Source organism: Citrobacter sp. S46_ASV_140 (genome assembly GCF_018919545.1).
Taxonomy (GTDB): Bacteria; Pseudomonadota; Gammaproteobacteria; order Enterobacterales; family Enterobacteriaceae; genus Citrobacter; species Citrobacter braakii.
Genome location: NZ_JAHLRC010000020.1, coordinates 13772 through 35900 on the forward strand (window position 1 = coordinate 13772; position 22129 = coordinate 35900).

At 52.4% G+C, this 22129-nt stretch carries 22 protein-coding genes and 2 pseudogenes; 12 read left to right on the forward strand and 12 right to left on the reverse strand.

Features of this window, described 5'->3' with window-relative positions; translation table 11 throughout:
• The first annotated feature begins 22 nt into the window (after window positions 1–22).
• Window positions 23–538, forward strand: a complete 516-nt coding sequence (locus KQJ19_RS08140) for a GNAT family N-acetyltransferase (RefSeq protein ID WP_216403525.1) — start codon at window positions 23–25, stop codon at window positions 536–538.
• Between the two features lie 39 nt (window positions 539–577).
• Here KQJ19_RS08140 and tsr read toward each other — a convergent pair whose 3' ends face one another.
• Complete coding sequence (gene tsr / locus KQJ19_RS08145) at window positions 578–2239, reverse strand: methyl-accepting chemotaxis protein (RefSeq protein ID WP_216403526.1); 1662 nt, start codon at window positions 2237–2239, stop codon at window positions 578–580.
• 365 nt (window positions 2240–2604) lie between these two features.
• Here tsr and btsT point away from each other — a divergent pair, with 365 nt between their 5' ends.
• From btsT to KQJ19_RS08165, 4 genes are all read left to right on the forward strand, one after another.
• Window positions 2605–4755, forward strand: a complete 2151-nt coding sequence (btsT, locus tag KQJ19_RS08150; RefSeq protein WP_003830033.1) for a pyruvate/proton symporter BtsT — start codon at window positions 2605–2607, stop codon at window positions 4753–4755.
• Between the two features lie 49 nt (window positions 4756–4804).
• Window positions 4805–4999, forward strand: coding sequence for a YbdD/YjiX family protein (locus tag KQJ19_RS08155; RefSeq protein ID WP_003830038.1), 195 nt, complete (start codon window positions 4805–4807; stop codon window positions 4997–4999).
• 12 nt (window positions 5000–5011) lie between these two features.
• Window positions 5012–5968, forward strand: a complete 957-nt coding sequence (yjiA, locus tag KQJ19_RS08160; protein ID WP_016151577.1) for a GTPase — start codon at window positions 5012–5014, stop codon at window positions 5966–5968.
• Between the two features lie 186 nt (window positions 5969–6154).
• Entirely contained in the window at window positions 6155–8002 is a 1848-nt protein-coding gene (locus KQJ19_RS08165; protein ID WP_216403527.1) for an NERD domain-containing protein/DEAD/DEAH box helicase, read from the forward strand.
• 307 nt (window positions 8003–8309) lie between these two features.
• Here the strand turns inward: KQJ19_RS08165 and KQJ19_RS08170 are convergent, their stop codons facing one another.
• A complete protein-coding gene (locus KQJ19_RS08170) occupies window positions 8310–8612 on the reverse strand; it encodes a BrnA antitoxin family protein (RefSeq protein ID WP_016155614.1) in 303 nt (100 codons plus the stop codon).
• Window positions 8599–8886: a BrnT family toxin gene (locus KQJ19_RS08175; RefSeq protein ID WP_049282566.1), complete on the reverse strand. Its 288-nt coding sequence runs from the start codon at window positions 8884–8886 to the stop codon at window positions 8599–8601. Before KQJ19_RS08175 ends, KQJ19_RS08170 begins: the two co-directional genes overlap by 14 nt.
• 231 nt (window positions 8887–9117) lie before the next feature.
• Here KQJ19_RS08175 and KQJ19_RS08180 point away from each other — a divergent pair, with 231 nt between their 5' ends.
• The 3 genes and pseudogenes from KQJ19_RS08180 to symE all read left to right on the forward strand — a co-directional run bounded on the left by KQJ19_RS08180 (window position 9118) and on the right by symE (window position 10773).
• Window positions 9118–10284 carry a restriction endonuclease gene (locus tag KQJ19_RS08180; protein ID WP_216403528.1) on the forward strand — a complete coding sequence of 389 codons (1167 nt, stop codon included), beginning with the start codon at window positions 9118–9120 and terminating at the stop codon, window positions 10282–10284.
• Window positions 10285–10379: 95 nt separating this feature from the next.
• Window positions 10380–10526 (forward strand): annotated as a pseudogene (locus KQJ19_RS23975) (type I restriction endonuclease subunit R); the annotation flags it as partial.
• Complete coding sequence (gene symE / locus KQJ19_RS08185) at window positions 10456–10773, forward strand: endoribonuclease SymE (RefSeq protein WP_253296331.1); 318 nt, start codon at window positions 10456–10458, stop codon at window positions 10771–10773. The pseudogene KQJ19_RS23975 and the gene symE, both read left to right, overlap by 71 nt.
• 94 nt (window positions 10774–10867) lie before the next feature.
• Here symE and tssD read toward each other — a convergent pair.
• The 7 genes and pseudogenes from tssD to KQJ19_RS08220 all read right to left on the reverse strand — a co-directional run bounded on the left by tssD (window position 10868) and on the right by KQJ19_RS08220 (window position 15406).
• Window positions 10868–11359, reverse strand: a pseudogene (gene tssD / locus KQJ19_RS08190) (type VI secretion system tube protein TssD).
• On the reverse strand, window positions 11360–11866 hold the full coding sequence (locus KQJ19_RS08195; RefSeq protein ID WP_049282567.1) for a hypothetical protein: 507 nt from the start codon (window positions 11864–11866) through the stop codon (window positions 11360–11362).
• On the reverse strand, window positions 11866–12297 hold the full coding sequence (locus KQJ19_RS08200; RefSeq protein ID WP_253296328.1) for a tlde1 domain-containing protein: 432 nt from the start codon (window positions 12295–12297) through the stop codon (window positions 11866–11868). Before KQJ19_RS08200 ends, KQJ19_RS08195 begins: the two co-directional genes overlap by 1 nt.
• 205 nt (window positions 12298–12502) lie before the next feature.
• Window positions 12503–13567: a DUF2955 domain-containing protein gene (locus tag KQJ19_RS08205; RefSeq protein WP_141875873.1), complete on the reverse strand. Its 1065-nt coding sequence runs from the start codon at window positions 13565–13567 to the stop codon at window positions 12503–12505.
• Window positions 13557–14624, reverse strand: a complete 1068-nt coding sequence (locus KQJ19_RS08210) for an HlyD family secretion protein (protein ID WP_047500784.1) — start codon at window positions 14622–14624, stop codon at window positions 13557–13559. Before KQJ19_RS08210 ends, KQJ19_RS08205 begins: the two co-directional genes overlap by 11 nt.
• Window positions 14625–14629: 5 nt before the next feature.
• Window positions 14630–15094 carry a MarR family transcriptional regulator gene (locus KQJ19_RS08215; RefSeq protein WP_141875872.1) on the reverse strand — a complete coding sequence of 155 codons (465 nt, stop codon included), beginning with the start codon at window positions 15092–15094 and terminating at the stop codon, window positions 14630–14632.
• A 147-nt stretch (window positions 15095–15241) separates the two neighbouring features.
• Entirely contained in the window at window positions 15242–15406 is a 165-nt protein-coding gene (locus tag KQJ19_RS08220) for a DUF1127 domain-containing protein (protein WP_064484482.1), read from the reverse strand.
• Between the two features lie 177 nt (window positions 15407–15583).
• Between KQJ19_RS08220 and KQJ19_RS08225 the strand changes: the two genes are divergently transcribed.
• Window positions 15584–16996 (forward strand): PLP-dependent aminotransferase family protein, encoded by a 1413-nt coding sequence (locus KQJ19_RS08225; protein WP_047358390.1) that lies wholly within the window; start codon window positions 15584–15586, stop codon window positions 16994–16996.
• Window positions 16997–17047: 51 nt separating this feature from the next.
• Here the strand turns inward: KQJ19_RS08225 and KQJ19_RS08230 are convergent, their stop codons facing one another.
• Window positions 17048–17527, reverse strand: coding sequence for an Rpn family recombination-promoting nuclease/putative transposase (locus KQJ19_RS08230; RefSeq protein ID WP_216403530.1), 480 nt, complete (start codon window positions 17525–17527; stop codon window positions 17048–17050).
• A gap of 230 nt (window positions 17528–17757) precedes the next feature.
• Here KQJ19_RS08230 and KQJ19_RS08235 point away from each other — a divergent pair, with 230 nt between their 5' ends.
• From KQJ19_RS08235 to mdtM, 3 genes are all read left to right on the forward strand, one after another.
• On the forward strand, window positions 17758–18573 hold the full coding sequence (locus KQJ19_RS08235) for an AraC family transcriptional regulator (protein WP_047500790.1): 816 nt from the start codon (window positions 17758–17760) through the stop codon (window positions 18571–18573).
• 48 nt (window positions 18574–18621) lie between these two features.
• Window positions 18622–19272, forward strand: a complete 651-nt coding sequence (locus KQJ19_RS08240) for a LysE family translocator (RefSeq protein ID WP_046275092.1) — start codon at window positions 18622–18624, stop codon at window positions 19270–19272.
• A gap of 323 nt (window positions 19273–19595) precedes the next feature.
• Window positions 19596–20837, forward strand: coding sequence for a multidrug efflux MFS transporter MdtM (gene mdtM, locus KQJ19_RS08245; protein WP_016151565.1), 1242 nt, complete (start codon window positions 19596–19598; stop codon window positions 20835–20837).
• 92 nt (window positions 20838–20929) lie between these two features.
• Here the strand turns inward: mdtM and metC are convergent, their stop codons facing one another.
• Complete coding sequence (gene metC, locus KQJ19_RS08250) at window positions 20930–22120, reverse strand: cystathionine beta-lyase (protein ID WP_016155600.1); 1191 nt, start codon at window positions 22118–22120, stop codon at window positions 20930–20932.
• Window positions 22121–22129 lie beyond the last annotated feature (9 nt).

Below are 22129 nucleotides of genomic sequence, written 5' to 3' on the forward strand. Positions count from 1 at the left end.
TCGGGCATGTTATGCTCGACAAATGAACATCACCTTACGCTCCACCACTCTGGCAGAAACTGCCGCTCTTCCCGCCATCGAACGATCTGCGGGGCAACGTTTTTTACTCATCCCCGAACTGGCGTGGATTGCTGACGACCAGATTATATCGGCTGACCAGCATCGGGCATTTGCCGCCACTGGCATGAGCTGGCTGGCGCAGGTCGATGAGCATCCGGTCGGTTTTTTAGTTGCCGAAACGCTGGGGTCATCGCTGTTTATTGCTGAACTTTCACTGCATCTGGAGTGGCAGGGAAAAGGTATTGGTCGCAGATTGATTGGCTATGTTGCCGAACAGGCGCGCGAGAAAGGTTATACATCGCTCACGCTGACCACCTTTCGCGATGTGCCGTGGAATGCGCCATTGTACGCACGATTGGGGTTTGAAATGCTGGCTGACGAGACGCTTCCTGCACTGCTGCGCCAGAAAAGAGAAGACGAAGCGGCGCACGGGCAGACGTACGAACTACGCTGCGCCATGCGCCTGATGCTGCGTTAATTGCCCGCGGGCGGCTACGCCTTATCGGGCATTACCAACTTAGAACGTTTCCCAGTTATCCCCGGCATCCGTTACCGCAGCTTTACGCGGATGGACTGTTGAAACCGGTTTAGCGGCAGCAACGTCACGCGCGCGCTGTTGGTCATGCTGAATACGGAACACGGCAACGGCCTGGGTCAGACGACTAGCCTGCTCTTCCAGCGCCGCAGCGGCGGCGGCGGATTCTTCCACCAGCGAGGCGTTCTGCTGCGTCACACGATCCATCTCTGCAACGGCCAGACCGACCTGGTCGATACCGCGGCTCTGTTCATCAGAAGCAGAGGCGATTTCACCCATGATATCGGTCACGCGGGTTACCGCATTGACGATCTCATCCATGGTTTCACCAGCGCTTTCTACCAGCGTTGAACCCACATCCACACGGCTGACCGAGTCTTCAATCAGGCTCTTGATCTCGCGCGCGGCCTGCGCACTACGCTGGGCCAGGTTACGAACTTCACCCGCAACCACCGCAAAACCACGGCCCTGCTCGCCCGCACGCGCAGCTTCTACCGCGGCGTTGAGCGCCAGAATGTTGGTCTGGAAGGCAATGCCGTCGATGACGCTGATAATGTCGGCGATTTTCTGCGAACTGGAAGCGATGTCGCGCATGGTTTGCACCACGTTATCCACCACTTTGCCGCCTTTCTGCGCAGTTTCAGAAGCGCTCAGGGCCAGATGGCTGGCCTGACGCGCGTTTTCGGCGTTCTGCTTCACGGTCGCCGTCAGCTGTTCCATGCTGGCTGCGGTTTCTTCCAGAGATGCAGCCTGCTGCTCGGTACGCGAGGAGAGATCGTTGTTGCCCATCGCAATCTCGCTGGCCCCGCTGTAAATCGCGTTGGCACCGTTACGCACATCACCCACGGTGTTCATCAGCTCACCCTGCATATGACGCAGGCTTTCCGCCAGTTGGCCAATCTCGTTGGAACCTTCCACCTCAATACGCTTCACCAGGTCGCCGCTGGCGATATGACGAATGCTGTCGATCAGACGGTTCATTGGGGAGATAAGAGTCAATTTGATGCCGAACCAGACCGCAATAATTGCCGCCAGTACGGTAATCAGCACACAGACCAGTACCCACATCGCCTGACTGTAAGAGCTGTTGTTATCTGCTACCGCAATGTCATACAGGTGATCGTTCTGCTGCATGTAGTTGATGTATGTCTTCTCAAAACCATCCTGATAGCTCTGCGTGGGTTGATCAAAGAACGCGTTGATCTTCCCGTCACCCAGTAACTGGATCAGCTCCGCCAGCGCGCCGTGATAGATGTCATAGGTGCGGTTGATCTCCTGGAACGCGGCTTCGCTTTGACGCGGATCGCGCGGGAGCGACTCGTAAATCGCCCAGTTTTTTTCCGTCAGTTTCAGCGCCGTGCTGGCTACCTGCATCAGCTCAGCAACGGTCGCACCGCTGCCGATATTGCTCTGATCCATCATGTAGCGAATACCCGCCCGGTTCAGGGTATTACGCGTTTGCAGCAGCTCAACCCAGGTGGCATTCAGCGCAGACTGCTGCTGGCGAATGGTTTGCAGAACGGTAAAGTTCTCTTTGTCATTCTTAAGTGAGTTAAAAAACAAGCCGCCGGAGGCGAGCTGTAAAAGGCCAAATAGCGCCAATACCAGCAGTAAGCTGGTAACAATCTTCATACGTTTTAACATGTTTTCTCTTTCCGCTAGACAGATGTCAGAATTTTCGGCCTGGAAAGGGAAAACTTTATGAAATTTGTGCTAGTTGAATCGATCTCAGCATCGATGATTCGTCGATCCACGCCGTCTGCCAAAGCGCTAAGCGGGTTTATTAGTGATCTCAATCACATAAATTCCCCCACTCCCCCCCATTGCTTACCGCTCACTGACACTTGGGACCGCTTAAGCTGACATACAACCGCTCACTTATTTACCTTACTTTACGCGCGTATTTCTCTGGCAAGATCCCCCCAACATAGCAGTCAATTTACCTCCTCAAACACAAGATCAAACCCACGCGGCTTCGGCCAATTATTAATTAGATACCAGGTTTTACTATGGATACGAAAAAGATATTCAAGCACATACCCTGGGTGATTCTCGGAATCATCGGTGCATTCTGCCTCTCGGTAGTGGCATTACGTCGGGGTGAGCACATCAGTGCCCTGTGGATCGTGGTCGCCTCAGTTTCTGTTTATCTGGTGGCCTATCGTTACTACAGTCTGTACATCGCCCAAAAGGTGATGAAACTTGACCCGACGCGTGCCACGCCGGCGGTCATCAACAATGACGGTCTGAACTACGTTCCAACCAACCGTAACGTATTGTTTGGCCACCACTTTGCCGCTATCGCAGGTGCGGGTCCGCTGGTTGGGCCGGTACTGGCCGCGCAGATGGGCTATCTGCCCGGTACGCTGTGGCTGCTGGCGGGTGTCGTGCTGGCCGGTGCGGTGCAGGACTTCATGGTGCTGTTTATCTCTTCACGCCGTAACGGCGCATCTCTGGGTGAGATGATCAAAGAAGAGATGGGCCCGATCCCGGGAACCATTGCGCTGTTCGGCTGCTTCTTAATCATGATCATCATCCTTGCGGTACTGGCGCTGATCGTGGTGAAAGCGCTGGCTGAAAGCCCGTGGGGTGTGTTCACCGTCTGCTCAACCGTACCTATCGCGCTATTCATGGGGATCTACATGCGATTCCTGCGACCGGGTCGTGTGGGCGAAGTGTCGGTGATTGGTATTGTGCTGCTGGTTGCGTCTATCTACTTCGGCGGCGTGATTGCTCACGACCCGTACTGGGGCCCGGCGCTGACCTTTAAAGACACCACCATTACCTTTACCCTGATCGGCTACGCGTTTATCTCTGCGCTGCTGCCGGTATGGCTGATCCTCGCGCCGCGCGACTATCTGGCTACCTTCCTGAAAATCGGCGTTATCGTCGGTCTGGCGGTGGGGATTGTTATCCTCAACCCGGAACTGAAAATGCCGGCAATGACTCAGTACGTTGATGGTACTGGTCCGCTGTGGAAAGGCGCTCTGTTCCCGTTCCTGTTCATCACCATCGCGTGTGGTGCGGTATCTGGCTTCCACGCGCTGATCGCTTCTGGTACCACACCGAAGCTGCTGGCCTGTGAAACCGACGCGCGCTTTATCGGTTACGGCGCCATGCTGATGGAATCCTTCGTGGCGATTATGGCGCTGGTTGCCGCATCTATCATCGAACCGGGTCTGTACTTCGCAATGAACACCCCGCCTGCGGGCCTTGGCATCACCATGCCGAACCTGCATGAAATGAGCGGCGAGAACGCCCCGCTGATTATGGCGCAGCTGAAAGACGTAACCGCACATGCGGCGGCGACCGTCAGTTCCTGGGGCTTCGTCATTTCGCCTGAGCAGATCCTGCAGACCGCGAAAGACATCGGTGAACCGTCCGTTCTGAACCGCGCAGGTGGCGCACCGACGCTGGCCGTTGGTATCGCTCACGTGTTCCACAAAGTGCTGCCAATGGCTGATATGGGCTTCTGGTACCACTTCGGTATTCTGTTTGAAGCACTGTTCATCCTGACCGCACTGGATGCTGGTACCCGCTCTGGCCGCTTTATGCTGCAGGATTTACTGGGGAACTTCGTTCCGTTCCTGAAGAAAACCGACTCTCTGGTTGCGGGTATCATCGGTACTGCGGGCTGCGTAGGCCTGTGGGGTTACCTGCTGTATCAAGGCGTTGTTGACCCGTTGGGCGGCGTTAAGAGCCTGTGGCCGCTGTTCGGTATCTCTAACCAGATGCTGGCTGCCGTGGCGCTGGTTCTCGGCACCGTGGTACTGGTTAAAATGCAGCGCACCAAATACATCTGGGTTACCGTTGTTCCAGCAGTATGGCTGCTTATCTGCACCACCTGGGCGCTGGGTCTGAAACTGTTCAGCACCAACCCGCAGATGGAAGGCTTCTTCTTCATGGCGAATCAGTACAAAGAGAAGATTGCTAACGGCGGCGAACTGACCGCTCAGCAGATTGCCAACATGAACCACATCGTTGTCAACAACTACACCAACGCAGGCCTGAGTATTCTGTTCCTGGTGGTGGTGTACAGCATCATTTTCTACGGGTTCCGTACCTGGCAGAAAGCCCGCGCCATCAACGGTCGCTCTGATAAAGAGACGCCGTATGTACCGGTGCCGGAAGGCGGCGTGAAGACCTCTTCACATCACTAACCGTATTCAGCCCCGCTTCGGCGGGGCTTTTCGCTTATCAGGATTGTTTATGTTTGGTACTTTAGGTCAGGCAAAAAAATACCTCGGTCAGGCGGCAAAGATGCTGATTGGCATTCCGGACTACGACAACTACGTCGAGCACATGAAGACCAACCATCCCGATAAGCCGTACATGACCTACGAAGAATTCTTCCGCGAGCGCCAGGAAGCCCGCTACGGTAGCGGCGGAAGCAGTTGCTGTTAGAAGGAGAAATGAATGACCCCGATTGCAGTTACCCTACTCACCGGTTTTCTTGGCGCGGGTAAAACCACCCTGCTGCGCCATATTCTCAACGAGCAGCACGGCTATAAGATTGCCGTTATCGAAAACGAATTCGGCGAAGTCTCGGTGGACGATCAGCTGATTGGCGACCGCGCCACGCAGATCAAAACCCTGACCAACGGCTGCATTTGCTGTACCCGCTCCAGTGAGCTGGAAGACGCACTGTTAGATCTGCTCGACAACCTCGACAAAGGCGCCATCCATTTCGACCGTTTGGTGATCGAGTGCACCGGCATGGCCGACCCCGGCCCGATTATCCAGACCTTTTTCTCCCATGAAGTGATTTGCGAACGCTACCTGTTGGACGGTGTGATTGCGCTGGTTGACGCAGTACATGCCGACGAGCAGATGAACCAGTTCACCATCGCTCAGTCACAGGTAGGCTACGCTGACCGCATCCTGCTGACCAAAACCGACGTGGCGGGTGAAAGCGAGAAACTGCGTGAGCGCCTGGCGCGCATCAACGCCCGCGCCCCGGTGTATACCGTCACGCATGGTGATATCGACCTCTCCCTGCTGTTCGATACCAACGGTTTCATGCTCGAGGAGAACGTGGTCAGCGCCAAACCACGCTTCCACTTTATCGCCGATAAGCAAAATGATATCTCCTCGATCGTCGTCGAGCTGGATTACCCGGTAAACATCAGTGACGTGTCGCGGGTAATGGAAAATCTGCTGCTGGAATCCGCCGAGAAGCTGCTGCGCTACAAAGGCATGCTGTGGATTGACGGCGAGCCAAACCGCCTGCTGTTCCAGGGCGTTCAGCGTCTGTACAGTGCCGACTGGGATCGCCCGTGGGACGACGAACAACCGCACAGCCTGCTGGTGTTTATCGGCATTAATCTGCCGGAAGACGAGATCCGAGCAGCGTTTGCGGGGTTGAAGAAGTAAACAGCCGCTCCCTTTTATTTGTGAAAGGGAGCAAATATCTCTGAAACAAATATCTCGCATCACCCTTTCTGTTTGTAATATTGTCTGTTAATGTCATTATCCATGATGAATTCATGTTTTTATTAATATCTCTCGGAATATTAATTTAGCATATTTATATAATTTTCATGAATTGGTAGGCGTAACATGGCAATCATTATTCCCACAATAAGCAGTTGTAGCGAGAAAATTACTGCCGGCGAAAAAAGACTGGCAAGACTTCTTGAGGGGGGACTCAGCGAACAGTGTACCTGCTGGTATGACACCCGAATGGGAGACAAGCAAGAGCATCCGGATTTTGTAATTCTAACCCCCGAAAAAGGTTTGTTATTTATAGAAGTAAAAGACTGGTTTATTACAAAAATTAAATCTGCCAACAAATCACATATTCATTATGAAACTAAAGACGGCATTCAACCGTTCAAGAATCCACTCGAACAGGTTCGTCAATATACCTTTCACACTATCAATAGCCTAAAAAAAGATCCGCTGCTTCGCCAGCAACAAGGTGATTATGAAGGCAGCTTTATTATGCCGTATGGATTTGGTGTTTATTTGAGCAATATCACCCGAGCACAGCTAGAAAAGAGTTTTCCACCCGAAGCGATAAATGAACTATTCCCAGCCAACCAGGTTATTTGCAAAGACGAACTCAGCGAGTTTATGACCAAGGAACAAATCTCTGCCCGGCTCGAATCCCTTCTCAGACATAACTACGCTCATCACACTACACCACAGCAACTCGACCGTATCCGATGGCATCTATATCCCGATGTACGCATTAACGCATCCGTTACGCAGGTTGATTTGAACAATTTTACGTTCCACACCCCCGATGTGGTTTGCATGATGGACAGGAACCAGGAACAACTCGCCAGAAGCATGGGTGCAGGACACCGTGTTATTCATGGCGTGGCAGGATCCGGTAAAACGCTCATTTTGCACCACCGTTGTATTGAGCTTGCCAACAATATTGAAAACACCAAGCCGATCCTGGTGATTTGCTACAACATCACGCTGGCCAAAAAACTCAAATCACAGCTTGAGCAGCACACTTTAAGACTTCCCGTCGAAGTCATCCATTTTCATGCCTGGTGTTATCAACAGTTAAATGCACATCATTGTCTTCCGCCGAAAAGCAAAAACTTTATTGAGCTGATGGAAAATGCACTGACGGTGGCATTTGAAGAGGGGATTATAAAACCGGAGCAATACAGCGCAGTCCTAATAGACGAGGGACACGATTTTAAACCGGAGTGGCTGAGAATACTCGCACGTATGCCAGACAACAAAGATAACTCCCTTCTTTTCCTCTACGATGACGCCCAGTCTATCTACCAGAAAAAGAAAGCCCTCGACTTCACACTCTCTAGTGTCAATATTAAGGCCCTCGGCCGCACTACGATCCTGAATACCAACTATCGTAATACCCGGCAAATACTCCATTTTGCCAGCAACATTGCCTTTAATTATCTCAATAATCACATTGAAGAGGCGCTCAAATACCAGCAACCCGATGCTGGAGGCTTGTCCGGCACTTACCCGGCACTGGCCAGCTTTGGTAATCAGGACGAGGAGATTACTCACGTGCTCGATTGGGTGACAAAGCAGCGACAACAAGGTATTGCATGGTCAGAGATCGCCATACTGTGCCCTTCAACATACAGCATTTCGGGGATGCTGGGGCCACGTCTCGCGGCGCGTAGCATCCCCTACCAAATGATTGTGACCAGCGATGACAAAAAGCACTGGTCGCCGCAAAATGATCTCCTTTGTGTAATGCCTTTACCAAGCAGTAAGGGGCTTGAATTTCACTCAGTGGCTATTATGGATGCCGCAAAGGAAAGGGATGAGGAAGATCTGAGTGACGACATCAAGCGTTTGTATGTCGGATTTACCCGCGCGCGCCAGAATCTTTTGGTGACAATGCACGGAACAGGGAGCTTGCGCGACCATCTTATCAACACCTACGAAAATAGCGCAAAGGTGATCTAACGGAGCCACGCCAGGAATCCGTAAACATTCCCCTCTCCCTACAGCGGAGAGGGGTGAATCCTATTTCAACACGCCCTGTTGCGTTACAACCCACTGTTCACCGGTGGTAATCGGTCTGTCATCTCGGCATGATGCCGCAGGTGTTCCACTAATTTGACAGCTGCGGTTGTTTTAGCGGAGAACCGCAGCAGAAATAACCTCGCAGATGCCCGGTGGCGCTACACTTACCGGGCCTGGAAATTCCGCTTCCCGTAGACCGGATCAGGCACAGCCGCCATCCGGCACTCACAGTCCCTGCATATTCTGACTATTTCTTATTTTGCTCGCGCAGCATCGCTTCGCGCAAAATGGCATTAAGGCGCGTCTGATATCCTTTTCCTGGGCGTTTCAGCCACTCCATCACATCGGCATCAATGCGCACCGACGCCTGCGTTTTCAACGGACGAAAAAACTTACCGCGAATGGCCTCTGACCACTGCTTATCCTCGGTCACGGGAATGTCGCTGTAATCAATATCATCGTCCGGTTTATTCGCCAGCGCCTTCAGTTCAGCCTCATGCTGAGCACTCAGCGCGGATACGCTGCCGCGTTTATGTTTAACTATGCTCATAACGATTCCTCTCTTTACGATCTGCTTTTCTGGCACTGATGATACGAATGACTTCAAAGCCACTTTCAAACCTAACGCTATGGGCAACCAGAATAACCACAATGCCATGAACAAGACCGATGGTCTGCCAGCGATACTCACTGTTCTCATACCGATCCTGCCGCGACAGATGTTGGGGATCGTCGAAAACCAATATTGCGTCCTCAAAGCGAACACCATGTTTACGGTGGTTACTTTGTGCCTTGTTTGCATCCCACTCAAACTCCATTGGCATGTTCTTTCCCTAATTGTATATACAAAAGTGTATATACAATTATCTTACGATTATAGCGAAATTGTTGGAAATAACATCACATTTTGCTTTTAATAGAGTGAAGTTAGTAGGCCGGATAAGGCGCAGCCGCCATCCGGCACTGGCAGTTTTCATTCCGATAAGTGATTCATCCCATGGAATTTTTCATCTGGTATGGCAAGCTATTGCCATTGCACTCGTTAAGGGACCAACGTGAAAAAGTACAAAGTGATTACCCCGCTTTTTCCAACTTATGATCAGACCCGAGCCATGATGAATGCCGTGGCTGGATGTTCAGTCAAAGCGGTGCGTAATATGATCACCGCCATTCAGGAGCAAACGGGTACGCCACAAAACCCGGTTGACTGGTCAGAGCCGGATAACTGGATTAAAGAACGGCTCAGCGGCGAAGATGCCAAAATAGCCTGGCAGATCTGGAAGATGGATAACCATATTCTCAACCCCCGCCACAGCTATGGCTGCTACATGTTTATCAATAACCCTTTGTTCGATCTTATGCAGACCCACGAAGACGGCGGCTGGTACCCCAGCGAACAGGGGCGATTATTTCTGGATAACGATGAAGCCACACTGCGTAAACTCGACGATACAGAAGGCATGTTGCAACTACTGGAACTGCTCGCCGGCCGGGAGCAGGCCAGACGCGCTGATCTGCTACCCGAGTGGCAGGCATTCTTACATCAGCACTCAAAATTTGCCTCCCCCAGTTCAGTCAAAACTACGCTCTACGCCCGGCTGTACAACCTGGTCGAGCGCGATCTGGTAGCCCGTGAAGGGATGAGCTACAAAATTACCGAGACTGGCCGAAAATGGCTCGGTAAGGCACTGCCTGAACGTCGAACCGATCCACGTAAGGAGTTGCTGGATGCGGTAAAACGCTATAACCAGCAGCAAAAAGAGCTATTGCGCGACCAGCTCTCCACCATGAATCCGTACAAATTTGAACATCTGGTGGCTCAGCTACTTGAAACAATGGGCTACGAGCAGGTTGAAGTGACCAAAGCCTCCGGCGATAAAGGCGTGGATGTGATTGGTAAGGTTCAGGTGGGCATCACCACCATTACCGAAGTGGTGCAGGTAAAACGGATGCAGAACACCATCACGCGCCCGTATATCGACCAGCTACGCGGCGCACTGCCTTACCACAAAGCCATTCGCGGCACGCTGATCACTACCGGTAAGTTCGCCGCTAAGTGTGCAGAAGCGGCGCTGTTCCCAGGCGCTGCGCCGATTACCTTAATCGACGGCGATCGCCTGCTGGAGCTGTTGATTGAAAACAACGTCGGCATTCGACGCAGCAACGCAGTGGAATTGCTGGATGTGGATTTACAGCTGTTTGATGAGCTGGAGATTGAATAACGTGCCAGACGCTGTAGCACAGCCATTTCTGTTCATGGCTTGCATAACAATATTGTGTAAAATCAGAGCAATCTCATTATCGGTTGAGAACGGACATGGCTGACCTGAACCTGAGTACCCTGACGGAAGCAGACATCATCACCAAACGCGTAATGCCCGCCATCCTTGGCGCTGGCTGGAACGACACAACGCAAATCAGACAAGAGGTCAAACTCCGGGACGGCAAAGTCGCGTTATCCGGATTACACGCATGTTCCGGCAATTATTATGAAAGGCCAGTGGCTGGAGGCAGCCGGTTTCGCCACCGGCTGCAAATTCGATGTCAGAGTGATGCCCAGCTGCATTGTGCTGACGGCCAAGCTGCCGGAACCGGAAGAACCGGCGTTACTGCAGTCGCTGCGTCGGGTGTGCAAGCTGTCCGCGCGTAAGCAACAGCAGGTGCAGGAGTTTATCGACGTGATTTCGGCGAAGCCTGTCAGGCAGAAATAACCGCCCGGATGCCAGACGGCGCTCATGAGTATAAGCGCCGTGTATTGATTGCATTACAGCTCTGGGTAACATCATTTTATCCGGAGCCGTTTACTCAAGACCCTAAGCGATAATCCCAATCATCATAGTGGACTATATTCCCATCATGATAGTGCCAGGTAATCTTCTTGTAACGGAGCTGAGCAAGTTCAAGATGGGTCTGTTTTTCGTAATAAGGATCTTTAACATCGTGCATCAGTGAAAAAAGCGTAACGACTTTCACATTTTCCAGGGTTATCGTAAAATAGACCTCTTCCTGACCAGCATAATTTATTCGATAGAGGTCAATAACCGCTTTCCTTAATGTTTCTCCGGTACTTAATGATTTGTACAAAAGCACACTAGAAGCATCAATTTCCTTTTCAATTAAAAATGGACGATGTTGGCGTTTATTCAACACCCTCCCATTATGCAAATCAGAGTTGTAGCTCACATTATGATACAGACCTAAAATCTCGATCTAATTTTCACGGTCTTTTACCATTACACTACCTTTGATAATATTACCAGCATCATCGATTAATGACATATATCCGGGGATAGCCATTTATAAATCCTTGTTAAATGGAATAGAATTCTCAACATTATTGATCATAACCGCAATACACCGCTTCCCTTCTGTCGTTTTGACCTTATACATTTCCCTGATGGAATTAACAAATAGCTTATTCATTTCTTCTTCTGACTCAGGGTAAGAGGTAAATGCGCATATCTGCTCAATATTCAGCAATGGTCTGTTATCGTTAAGGATAGCCAGAACACCGACTGGGTTATGTGGAATGGCTTCAGAGACCGCCCCCTGTAAATCTTCCGCCGTACTGGCATCAACTCCGGATTCAAGAGCACTTGCTACCGTTAACCAGTCATTATTACCTTTGCTAATTTCAGGAATAATATGGTTCCACCATTCTGACTCACTGCCATCATAAAGTTCGTGTACAACGGTATTTGCTCCTTTTTCATTTATCATCTGCAGAAGCTGTGCTGCAGTATGCACTGCAGCACAGGGAGCACCCGAAAGAATAAATAGAAAGGAGATAAAAATAAATTTCATTATCTTACCACCAAAATTGTGTCACCCGAATCGTAAATGGTTTGGCGCTTATCTTGTCCATTCATAATGATACATACTGCAGATGCCGTTCCCGGTGGCTGCCCTTTTTTATCACCATGAATTTCGAAATGATCTCTGCCAAAAGTATTTGTCCCTGCAATAGGTTCGAGGATAATAGCGGAGGGACTTTTATGATTATTCCATCCAGCAATAAAATAAACGCCTCGTGGAATGGGGCCCTTGTTACGTATGTGTTCACAGTTCGGTTTATCCTTTGATTCACCAGCACCACTGTAGCAATAAGCAATTAATTTACCGTTATGGCTCAGTATACCTGTCGATACTTTATATTCCCATGTCATATGATTTACATCCTTTAAAATATAATAATTATGCTTATCATATTTAATTGTAAAATTAAATATATTCATAAAGTCACAATTATTAAAATTCAAAATATTTATAATTCATACATCTTTATTTCTCGAACAAATAAATCGTATTCTGAATAATTAGATAACGGGGAAGCAGCAGGCAATCTGAAAACACCCGGTGGCACGACGCTTACCGGGTCTACAAATTCTGCTTCTCATAGGCCGGATAAGGCGCAGCCGCCATCCGGCACTCACTCCCCACTCACTCGGTAATCACAAACCGCGTCGCGGTAAAGCAGTTCAAAACCCGGTGTACCAGAAATACCATCGTTAGCGTTGCCACCAGCGCGACGGTAACAGAGGTGATGCGGTATAAATCGCTGAACACCAGATCGCTGTCCGGATGCAGGTTCTGGCCGAACATAATCCCGATGGTGGTGATACTGGCAAAACCCACCCCCGCGCCGACTTTTTCCATTACGTGCAGGCGGGCGCTGAACGCCAGCCCGAGGCCGATCAGCGGCATCATCAGCAGCATATGGTTGCTGAAATCATAGATAAGCAGCTGCACCAACAGAATATACAGGCAGGCCAGCACCACGCCGACCACGCGCCAGAGCGAGCTCAACACCGCGCCGCGATAGTGCATAGGAAACAGGATCAAAATGCCCGCCATCAGTGCCGACAGCGAATCGCTCAAATCACAGATCTGGAAGACAACAAAAATCATCGTCGCCACCGTACCGGAAAGCAGCGACTCGTGGCGCACCCGGGTGGCATCTTTCTCAATGCGCGGCGGTAGCTGGCGGGGTTCCACGTCCGGGATCAGATAATGCAGCAGCGCACTCAGCGCCACCGCCATGATGCAGGCTTCCATATTGGAGAACATCAGCGTATGCCAGTTGGTGGTGGGATAGCTCATAAAGTTGAGCATCGTGCTCTGACACACCACGCCCATCGAACCAAGCAGAAACAGCGGCCCTTTGCTCATCAAGCGAAAACGCATCACATACAGGCCAAACACCACCAGCGTCATAATCAGCGGCCACTGTGAAAGATAGCCGACGATTAGCACCATTTCGACACAGTTCACCGCCGCGCTGAACACGAACTGTTTTGCCACATGGCGGTTGAACACCGGCACCAGCGACAGCAGCATCAGCGGATAAACCACAAAAAATACGCCGTACTGTACGGTGTAGAAGGTCGAGATACTCAGTGCTATCGTCCCGGCAACGGAGATACGCAAGGTCTGGCGAAAATCATTGGCGGTGTAGACAATGTTCCCATGCGGCGTAAAGACGTGGGCCAGAGTGTTAATAGACATAATGCAGCCAGCTGACGAGGTGGATCTGCGCCCCGGCAAAGGTACGGGCGAACATCCCCTCACTGTTATACAGCTGCACCGTGGCGCGCGCCCCGGTCGGTAACGGCGTGTCGAGCGGTTCGTTCAGTGCTACGTGAATGCGCATACGCTGGGCATCGCGCACCCAGCGGGTGGACTGTTCCGGTTGCGACAGCAGACCGTTAACCTGTTCCTGACCCGCCAGAATACCGGCATCGCTGCTGGTGACGCGGGCAGAGAAAACTTTGCCCGGCAAGGCGTCGAACACCACGGCGGCATCGGTATCTACCCGAGTGTGGCGCAGGCTTTTCTCGCGAAAGTCGGCCACGATATCGGTCTGATGGCTGACCAGCGCCAGCAGCGGCGTGGCCGCAGTAGCGTAAAGTCCGGGACTAAGCTGAAGGTTACTCACCGTACCGTCGGTCTGTGCATACACTTTGCTCCAACCGAGGTTCAGCTGTGCCTCTTCCAGCGCATTACGGTATTTTTGCAGCGTCACGTTACGCTTGTCATCGCGCTCGCCGCGCTGGATCAGCAGGTTCTGAATGCTGGCATTCAGCGCCGCCACCGACTGCTCGCTGGTTTGCCAGGCGGTACGCACCTTGTCGAGATCGGATTGCGACACGTTCTGCATGGTGGCCAGGCGCTGATAGCGGTCAAAGGTGGTCTTATCGTTACGGGCGTTGAATTGCGCGGTACGCAGGTTGGCGCGCGCGGAGGCTATCTGCGCATCCAGCTGTTGATTGCTCAACTTCGCCTGCTCAAGGGCGATTTGCGCAGCCTCGACCTTATTGATAAACGGCGTCGGATCCAGTTCATACAGAAAATCACCCTTCTTCACCTGGCTATTATTGTGTACATGCACCTGCGAGACGTAACCGGATACGCGTGAAGAAACAGGCGTTACCACGCGCATCACCGTGGAGTCCGGCGTCAGCGGGATCCAGATATCGGCAACGATAAACCAGGCGAATATTACCAGGAAAGCGGCAATACTCACCCTTACCCAACGGGCAAATTTTTGTTCTGGGGTCATCATAGTTTTTAGTGTTGATTGTCTTCTTCGCGGATTGTCCGCAAATTGCAGGCGAGTTGATTTAAGGTCGCGCTGAATAAGGCAAGCTCCGCTTCAGGAATGGTGCAGGTGACGCGATGTTGATATGTCTCAATCACCCGGTTAAGTTCTTCAAGCCTTGAGCGGCCTTGCGCGGTCAGCGTTAGCAGACGGATGCGTTTGTCATAAGGCGATGTGGAACGCAGCAGATATCCCTGCTTTTCCAGTTGCGAAAGGGTGCGCATCAGCGGCGGCAGTTCAATGCCCTGCATTTGTGCCAGTTCACTGACCGAGACGTTGTCTCCCAGTTGATACAGTTGCATCAGTACCGTCCAGCTTGACTGCGTCAGGCCAGTATCGGTGATGGCAGCATCAATAATGGCTCGCCACTGGCGCACCACCATTGCCATGCGCATCCCCATCGGACGGCGGGCAAACAGTTCATCTTCCGTCATCTTACTTTCCCCTCATCGCTGAGAAGAAAATAATACTTATCAGGATAAGTATCAAGAAACAGGCTATCCAGAAGCATGAATTGATAAATAATGTGAATACAAAAGAGGCCGGGTGATAACCCTCCAGCCTCTGTCGATGGAAGAAAATCACTCTATCTGATCGCGTCGCAGCCCGACGTCCCGCAGCCGCTCATTACTCATCTGTTGCAATACGCGCCGCGTTTGCGCCCGTAACCTCCACGCCTTATATGCCCGCCAGATCAGAACAAACCCAATAAATGGCTGCTTTGCTTTATTCTCATGAAATTCCATACCTTGCCTCCCCGCCTTGTCTGAGGCTTTATCTTCACGGATTTGGCCCTAAGCAATACAGACTCACAAAGTACTTTTATTTAACATACAGATTGGTTAAAAAGAGTTCTGCATCGCTTTTTTCACGCCAATCTGTACTGGTTTTTTAATCTGTATGGTACCCATGAGGTATACAGCATGACGCGTTATCAACATCTGGCCAATCTGCTGGCCGAACGCATTGAGCAGGGGTTGTATCGCCATGGCGAAAAACTGCCTTCGGTACGTAACCTGAGTCAGGAACACGGGGTCAGTATCAGCACCGTCCAGCAGGCGTATCAGATGCTGGAACAGCGACAGCTGATCACCCCGCAGCCGCGTTCCGGTTATTTTGTCGCCCCGCAAAAAGCGCTGCCGCCCGTACCGCCGATGTCACGCCCGGTGCAGCGTCCGGTCGAGATAACGCAGTGGGATCTGGTGCTGGATATGCTAAAAGGGCATAGCGATAAATCTGTGATCCCCTTCAGCAGCGGCGCGCCAGATGTCAGTCAACCGAGCCTGAAACCGCTCTGGCGCGAACTCAGCCGCGTAGTGCAGCATAACCTGAAGGCAGTGCTGGGGTACGACAAGCTTCCCGGCAGCCAGGATCTACGCCAGCAGATCGCCCGTCTGATGCTGGATAGCGGTTCAGTCCTCAACGCCGATGATATTGTGATAACTAACGGGAGCCAGAGCGGAATGTCGCTGGCGCTGCTGGCGGTTTGTCAGCCAGGAGACATTGTCGCCGTTGAATCCCCCACCTACTACGGCACAATGCAGCTACTGCGCGGCCTGGGGATCAAGGTGATTGAGATCCCAACCGATCCGGATACCGGGATCAGCATTGAAGCGCTGGAGCTGGCGCTGGATCAGTGGCCGATCAAAGGCGTGCTGCTGGTTCCCAACTGCAACAACCCTCTCGGGTTCATTATGCCGGATGCGCGTAAGCGGGCGGTGCTCGCCCTCGCCCAGCGTCACGACATCGTCATTTTTGAAGATGATGTGTATGGCGAACTGGCCACAGAGTATCCGCGCCCGCGTACGATCCACTCCTGGGACAGTGACGGCCGGGTAATACTCTGCAGTTCGTTTACCAAATCCGTAGCCCCAGGACTGCGCGTGGGTTGGGTGGTTCCCGGTCGCTATTACAACAAACTGCTACACATGAAGTACGCCGTCATTGGTACTAACGTTCCCGCTACGCAGCTGGCAGCAGCCTCCTTTGTGCGCGAAGGTCATTACCATCGGCATATCCGGCGTATGCGCCAGATTTATCAGCGTAATATGGAGATCTACACCTGCTGGGTACGGGAATATTTTCCCTGCGGGATCTGCGTCACCCGACCGAAAGGCGGCTTTATGCTGTGGGTCGAGCTGCCGCTCCAGGTCGATATGGTCTGCGTCGCTAAGCAGCTCTGTCGCCTGAAAATCCAGGTCGCACCGGGATCGCTGTTCTCCGCATCCGGAAAGTATCGCAACTGCGTACGCATCAACTGCGCGTTGCCGCCAAACGAGAAGCATCAGGAAGTGATGCAAAAGCTCGGCGAGGCGGTAAAGATGGCGATAGAGTAAACCGGACCGCCCGGTGATTTCGGCCAGACGATTATGCGAGTTAAGTCATATCTAATGACTTAAACCCTGAATATCTTCTGCGGAAAGCCGGGTAATTTTTTGTACCGTGCAGATATCAATACCGTCTGCCAGCATAGTGTGGGCAATACGGAGCGCCTCATCACGTCGTCCTTCTATAAGCCCTTCTTGTAACCCTTCCAGCCTGCCTTTTTGTAGCCCTGCCTCATGCAATCTGTCGGCGATCGTCATCAAATGCTCCTTATGCTGCGGTGAACGTTCGGCAACCTCACGAATAAACTCACTGAATCGAGGCGCATCGCCAGTTCGTAAAATATAATTAAACAGCGTCTTTATCTGGCTGTCATTAGTCAGTCCGGTAAGTAGCAGGGAAACAATTTGCTCGACCAGCCCCATAAGTTTGCGCAGCGAAGCGGGAAGATGTATTTGTAGAAAATCCCGAGCTGTCTCAGGGTGGCGCAAAAATGTTTTAAAGACTGCATCATGCGGGGTGGAAGTCGGTACTTTGTTCATGGCGATCCATCACCTGGAAATAAGATGCCGTGACTGTAGCGCTGGTAAACCACACTCTCACCTGTAACTTTCTCTCTTTGCGAGGCGATTTCCGGGATAAAAACGCCCCTTTGTAACGTCTGCATTTGTCTGGAACGTATCACGCAGAATCACGACCTCAATGCACATTCCCGCTTTTTCACCGCAGGGCCTGTGCTATAACAAATCATCACTTTCATGGAGGACACGATGTGACGCATACCCGAGATATTCCACAATCGTTCTGGCGTGATGAGCAACTGCCGTGGCTGGAGCTTCGCAGCACCTGGCAAAGTCAGCAGGCCTATAAGCGCCATCACCACTCTCAGCTCTCGATTGGGGCAATTCTCGAGGGAGGAACCTGCTGCCTGTGCGATGACAAGGAATACCATCTGAAGGTGGGCGATCTCATTGTGATCCCACCACTGGCACCTCACAGCTGTAATCCCGTCAACGGGCAATTTCGCAGCTATCACATGCTTTATCTTGATGCCCGGTGGTGCCTTGCCCATCTGCCAGCGCTGAACAGCAATCAACGGCTTTGCACGCGCACTCCTGTTATCCGCGATCCGCAATTATTCCAGTGCTACATGCACCTTGTGGCGCTCATGCCGCAACGGCAAACGACGCAGATAACTGATGCCGCACAAGCATTGCTGCGCTCGCTGCCATTGCAGTCGGTAACACCGGAAAACCTAAGCGTCACCAGCCAGTATCTGCGCGAGCGGTTGCAGTCCAGTCTGCTCTCCCCACCCTCGCTGGATGAGCTGGCAGATGAGTGTCACATGCGTAAAGAGACGCTGATTCGGACCTTTAAGCAGGACACCGGGCTGACGCCGGGAAATTATCTGAACATCGTGAGGATTGACTATGCCCGTCAGCGGCTACGGGCCGGGGACGAGATTGTCGATGTCGGCTACCAGAGCGGGTTTGCCGACCAGAGCCATTTCCATCGCACCTTTGTTCGCTACACAGCAGCCACACCGCGCCAGTACGCACTGGGACGATCAATATCAGACAATAATTAGCGTTGCGTCAGGCGTACGCTGATCTCTGTTTCATTTTCTGAGGTCGCTATGTCGCTGCTTGCTGAACTTTTTCCGTCTGCTTTTCCCGCGCTGGCGCTGGCGCATTTTGTTGCACTACTCAGCCCAGGGCCGGACTTCTTTTTACTGGTCGGTTACGCCGTACGTTACCGGATGCGCGGCAGCGCCGGGCTGTGCGTGGGGATCGCCATCGGCAACGGGCTGTATATCCTGCTGGCGATTATTGGTTGGGGGATCCTGCGCCAGCTTCCCCTGCTGTTTACGGTTATTGAGCTGCTGGGCGCGCTCTATTTATTGTGGATAGGCAGCCTACTGATACGCAGCCGCCCGCAAACCCTGACCGGAGCAGACGCCCAGTCTACCTGTCCAGGATTTGGCAAACAGTTGCTGCTGGGATTAGGTTCGTCGCTGCTTAACCCAAAAAATGCGCTGTTCTATCTGGCGCTGATGACCGCCCTGCTCGGCCCGTCGGTGACGCTGCTGCAACAAACCATGAGCGGGATCTGGATGACCAGCGTGGTGTTGTTCTGGGATCTGCTGATCGTGATGTTCATCGGCTTACCGCAGATCCAGCGGCGGTTAACCCGAGGGATCGTGTGGATCGAGCGTATCGCCGGCGGCGTGCTGATCGTCTTCGGCAGTGCGATCGCGCTGCGTTTTCTGCAGAGCGTCACTTTCTGATAAGCGTGACGATTTTCTGCAAATAAAGCGGATAAACTCGTTTAATTAATATCCAATCCGCATTACACTTTGGGTGGCTATTATCCATTCAACCAATTCTTCCCGAGGTGCGATGTGCTGATTGTTACCTGTAATCGTTACGTTTTCTGACCCGAGTCTGAAAACGTTTCTCCTGTTTGCGCCTCGCGCAGGCAGCGTTTTTGATTACATGAAATTCAGTACATTTGCAGTCTGCTTTTTTCTGTCATCGGTCTGACGTCTCAAAGACGGTATTGAATTTCGCTATTCCCGTTGAGGGTTTTCTCCCGAAAAGGAGCTGTTTTATGCAACGGATTCTCGCGTTTTTCTCCCAACGCACCACGACGCTATTTTTTCCTGTCGCGTTGATTTTATATGACTTCGCCGCTTATCTGTCGACGGACCTGATCCAGCCAGGCATCATCAATGTGGTGCGTGATTTCAACGCCGACGTCAGCCTGGCCCCCGCTGCGGTGAGCCTCTATCTGGCTGGCGGCATGGCGCTGCAATGGCTGCTGGGACCGCTCTCCGACCGGATTGGCCGTCGACCGGTGCTGATTGCGGGGGCGTTAATTTTTACGCTCGCCTGCGCCGCCACGCTATTGACCACCTCAATGACGCAATTTCTGGTCGCCCGATTTGTACAGGGCACCAGCATCTGCTTTATCGCTACCGTTGGCTATGTCACGGTTCAGGAGGCGTTTGGGCAAACGAAGGCCATTAAGTTAATGGCGATAATCACCTCCATTGTGCTGGTTGCGCCAGTTATCGGCCCGCTCTCCGGCGCAGCGCTGATGCACTTTGTACACTGGAAAGTCCTGTTTGCCATTATCGCCGCCATGGGGCTTATCGCCCTGATAGGGCTAGCGTTAGCAATGCCGGAAACCGTTAAGCGCGGCGCGGTGCCGTTCAGTGCACGCGGCGTACTGCGTGATTTCCGCGACGTTTTCCGCAACCGGGTGTTCTTGTTTGGCGCAGCCACGCTGTCGCTAAGCTATATCCCGATGATGAGCTGGGTGGCGGTCTCGCCGGTGATCCTGATCGACGCTGGCGGTATGAGCACATCAGAGTTCGCCTGGGCGCAGGCACCGGTGTTTGGCGCGGTGATCGTCGCCAATATGGTGGTTGTTCGTTTTGTGAAGGATCCAACCCAGCCACGTTTTATCTGGCGGGCGGCACCCATTCAACTGAGCGGACTGGCGGTGCTGATTGCCGGCAATTTGCTGTGGCCGCACGTCTGGCTGTGGTCGGTGCTGGGAACCAGCCTGTATGCGTTTGGCATTGGTATGATCTTTCCGACGCTGTTCCGCTTTACGCTGTTTTCCAACAACTTACCGAAGGGTACGGTATCGGCGTCGCTGAATATGGTCATCCTGACGGTAATGGCGGTTTCTGTCGAAATCGGACGTTGGCTGTGGTTTAACGGCGGCAGGATTTCGTTTCATCTGTTGGCGGTTGCGGCTGGTATTGCTGTCGTCTTTACCCTGGCAGGCTTACTGAAACGGGTTCGCCAGCATGAAACAACAACGTTAGCCACTGAAAACTAACCAGCCGGATGGCACTGACGCTTATCCGGCCTATGTCGTAGTGATAGGCCGGATAAGGCGCCTGCGCCGCATCCGGCAACCATCACATTATCTTAAGCAATGCGCGCAAACCCTGCTTCCAGATCGGCAATCAGGTCGCCAATATCCTCAAGACCAATATGCACCCTGACCAGGGTGCCGCTGAAATCCACCTCTCCGGCTGGGCGAATGCTGTTCAGCTCTTCTGGCTGATTCGCCAGAATAAGCGACTCAAATCCGCCCCACGAATAGGCCATATGGAACAGCGAGAAGTTATCGAGGAAATTCGCCATCTGCTCGTCGGTCAGTCTCTTTTTCAGCACAAACGAGAACAGGCCTGAGCTTCCGGCAAAGTCACGCTGAAAATACTCGTGCCCCGGGCATTCCGGTAGTGCCGGATGATTCACCCGCGCCACTTCCGGCCTTGCCGACAGCCAGCGGGCAATATGGATACTGCTCTCCTGATGCTGCTTAAGACGTACCGCCAGGGTGCGCAATCCGCGGCTGCCGTTGTAGGCCGTATCGGCATCCAGCGTTTGCCCCATCAAATAGGAGTTCTCGCGCAGACGATCCCAACAACGCGCGTTGGACACCGCCGTGCCCAGCATGCCATCCGAATGACCGATGGTGTACTTCGTTCCCGCCTGAATGGAAATATCCACGCCATATTCCAGCGCTTTGAACAGTACGCCCGCCGCCCAGGTGTTGTCGATCATAATGACAATCTCCGGATTAACCGCGCGGATAGCTTTCACCATCCCCGGTACATCCTGGACTTCCATGGTGATCGAACTTGGCGATTCGAGGAATACAACTTTCGTTTCCGGACGCAGAAGGTCAACGATACCAGCACCAATCAACGGATCGTAATACGTTGTTTCCACATTGAATTTACTCAGGATCTTATTGCAAAAATCCTGGGTTGGCTCGTAGGCCGCGCCCGTCATCAAAATATGATCGCCACCCTGGACAAACGCCAGAATCGCATTGGTCACCGCCGCAGCGCCGCACGGGTAAAGCGCGCAGCCAACGCCGCCTTCCAGTTCGCTCATTGCCTTCTGGAAGGCAAAGTGGGTGTAGGTTCCGCGGCGACCATAAAACAGCTCGCCATTTGCGCGATTGGCGGTGGCGAATTTTTTGTCTTTCACGGTATCAAACACCAGTGAAGAGGCGCGCTGGATAACCGGATTCACCGCTCCCTGGGTGTAGCGTTTGTCGCGACCCGCAACAACTAATTGCGTCTCAAGCTTCATTGCGTCTTTCATAACATCTCC

Bases quoted from the DNA above. Each gene is read 5' to 3' on its own strand.
- KQJ19_RS08140 (WP_216403525.1), top strand. From the start codon at position 23: ATGAACATCACCTTACGCTCCACCACTCTGGCAGAAACTGCCGCTCTT.
- tsr (WP_216403526.1), bottom strand. From the start codon at position 2,239: ATGTTAAAACGTATGAAGATTGTTACCAGCTTACTGCTGGTATTGGCG.
- btsT (WP_003830033.1), top strand. From the start codon at position 2,605: ATGGATACGAAAAAGATATTCAAGCACATACCCTGGGTGATTCTCGGA.
- KQJ19_RS08155 (WP_003830038.1), top strand. From the start codon at position 4,805: ATGTTTGGTACTTTAGGTCAGGCAAAAAAATACCTCGGTCAGGCGGCA.
- yjiA (WP_016151577.1), top strand. From the start codon at position 5,012: ATGACCCCGATTGCAGTTACCCTACTCACCGGTTTTCTTGGCGCGGGT.
- KQJ19_RS08165 (WP_216403527.1), top strand. From the start codon at position 6,155: ATGGCAATCATTATTCCCACAATAAGCAGTTGTAGCGAGAAAATTACT.
- KQJ19_RS08170 (WP_016155614.1), bottom strand. From the start codon at position 8,612: ATGAGCATAGTTAAACATAAACGCGGCAGCGTATCCGCGCTGAGTGCT.
- KQJ19_RS08175 (WP_049282566.1), bottom strand. From the start codon at position 8,886: ATGCCAATGGAGTTTGAGTGGGATGCAAACAAGGCACAAAGTAACCAC.
- KQJ19_RS08195 (WP_049282567.1), bottom strand. From the start codon at position 11,866: ATGAAATTTATTTTTATCTCCTTTCTATTTATTCTTTCGGGTGCTCCC.
- KQJ19_RS08200 (WP_253296328.1), bottom strand. From the start codon at position 12,297: ATGAATATATTTAATTTTACAATTAAATATGATAAGCATAATTATTAT.
- KQJ19_RS08205 (WP_141875873.1), bottom strand. From the start codon at position 13,567: ATGTCTATTAACACTCTGGCCCACGTCTTTACGCCGCATGGGAACATT.
- KQJ19_RS08210 (WP_047500784.1), bottom strand. From the start codon at position 14,624: ATGATGACCCCAGAACAAAAATTTGCCCGTTGGGTAAGGGTGAGTATT.
- KQJ19_RS08215 (WP_141875872.1), bottom strand. From the start codon at position 15,094: ATGACGGAAGATGAACTGTTTGCCCGCCGTCCGATGGGGATGCGCATG.
- KQJ19_RS08220 (WP_064484482.1), bottom strand. From the start codon at position 15,406: ATGGAATTTCATGAGAATAAAGCAAAGCAGCCATTTATTGGGTTTGTT.
- KQJ19_RS08225 (WP_047358390.1), top strand. From the start codon at position 15,584: ATGACGCGTTATCAACATCTGGCCAATCTGCTGGCCGAACGCATTGAG.
- KQJ19_RS08230 (WP_216403530.1), bottom strand. From the start codon at position 17,527: ATGAACAAAGTACCGACTTCCACCCCGCATGATGCAGTCTTTAAAACA.
- KQJ19_RS08240 (WP_046275092.1), top strand. From the start codon at position 18,622: ATGTCGCTGCTTGCTGAACTTTTTCCGTCTGCTTTTCCCGCGCTGGCG.
- mdtM (WP_016151565.1), top strand. From the start codon at position 19,596: ATGCAACGGATTCTCGCGTTTTTCTCCCAACGCACCACGACGCTATTT.
- metC (WP_016155600.1), bottom strand. From the start codon at position 22,120: ATGAAAGACGCAATGAAGCTTGAGACGCAATTAGTTGTTGCGGGTCGC.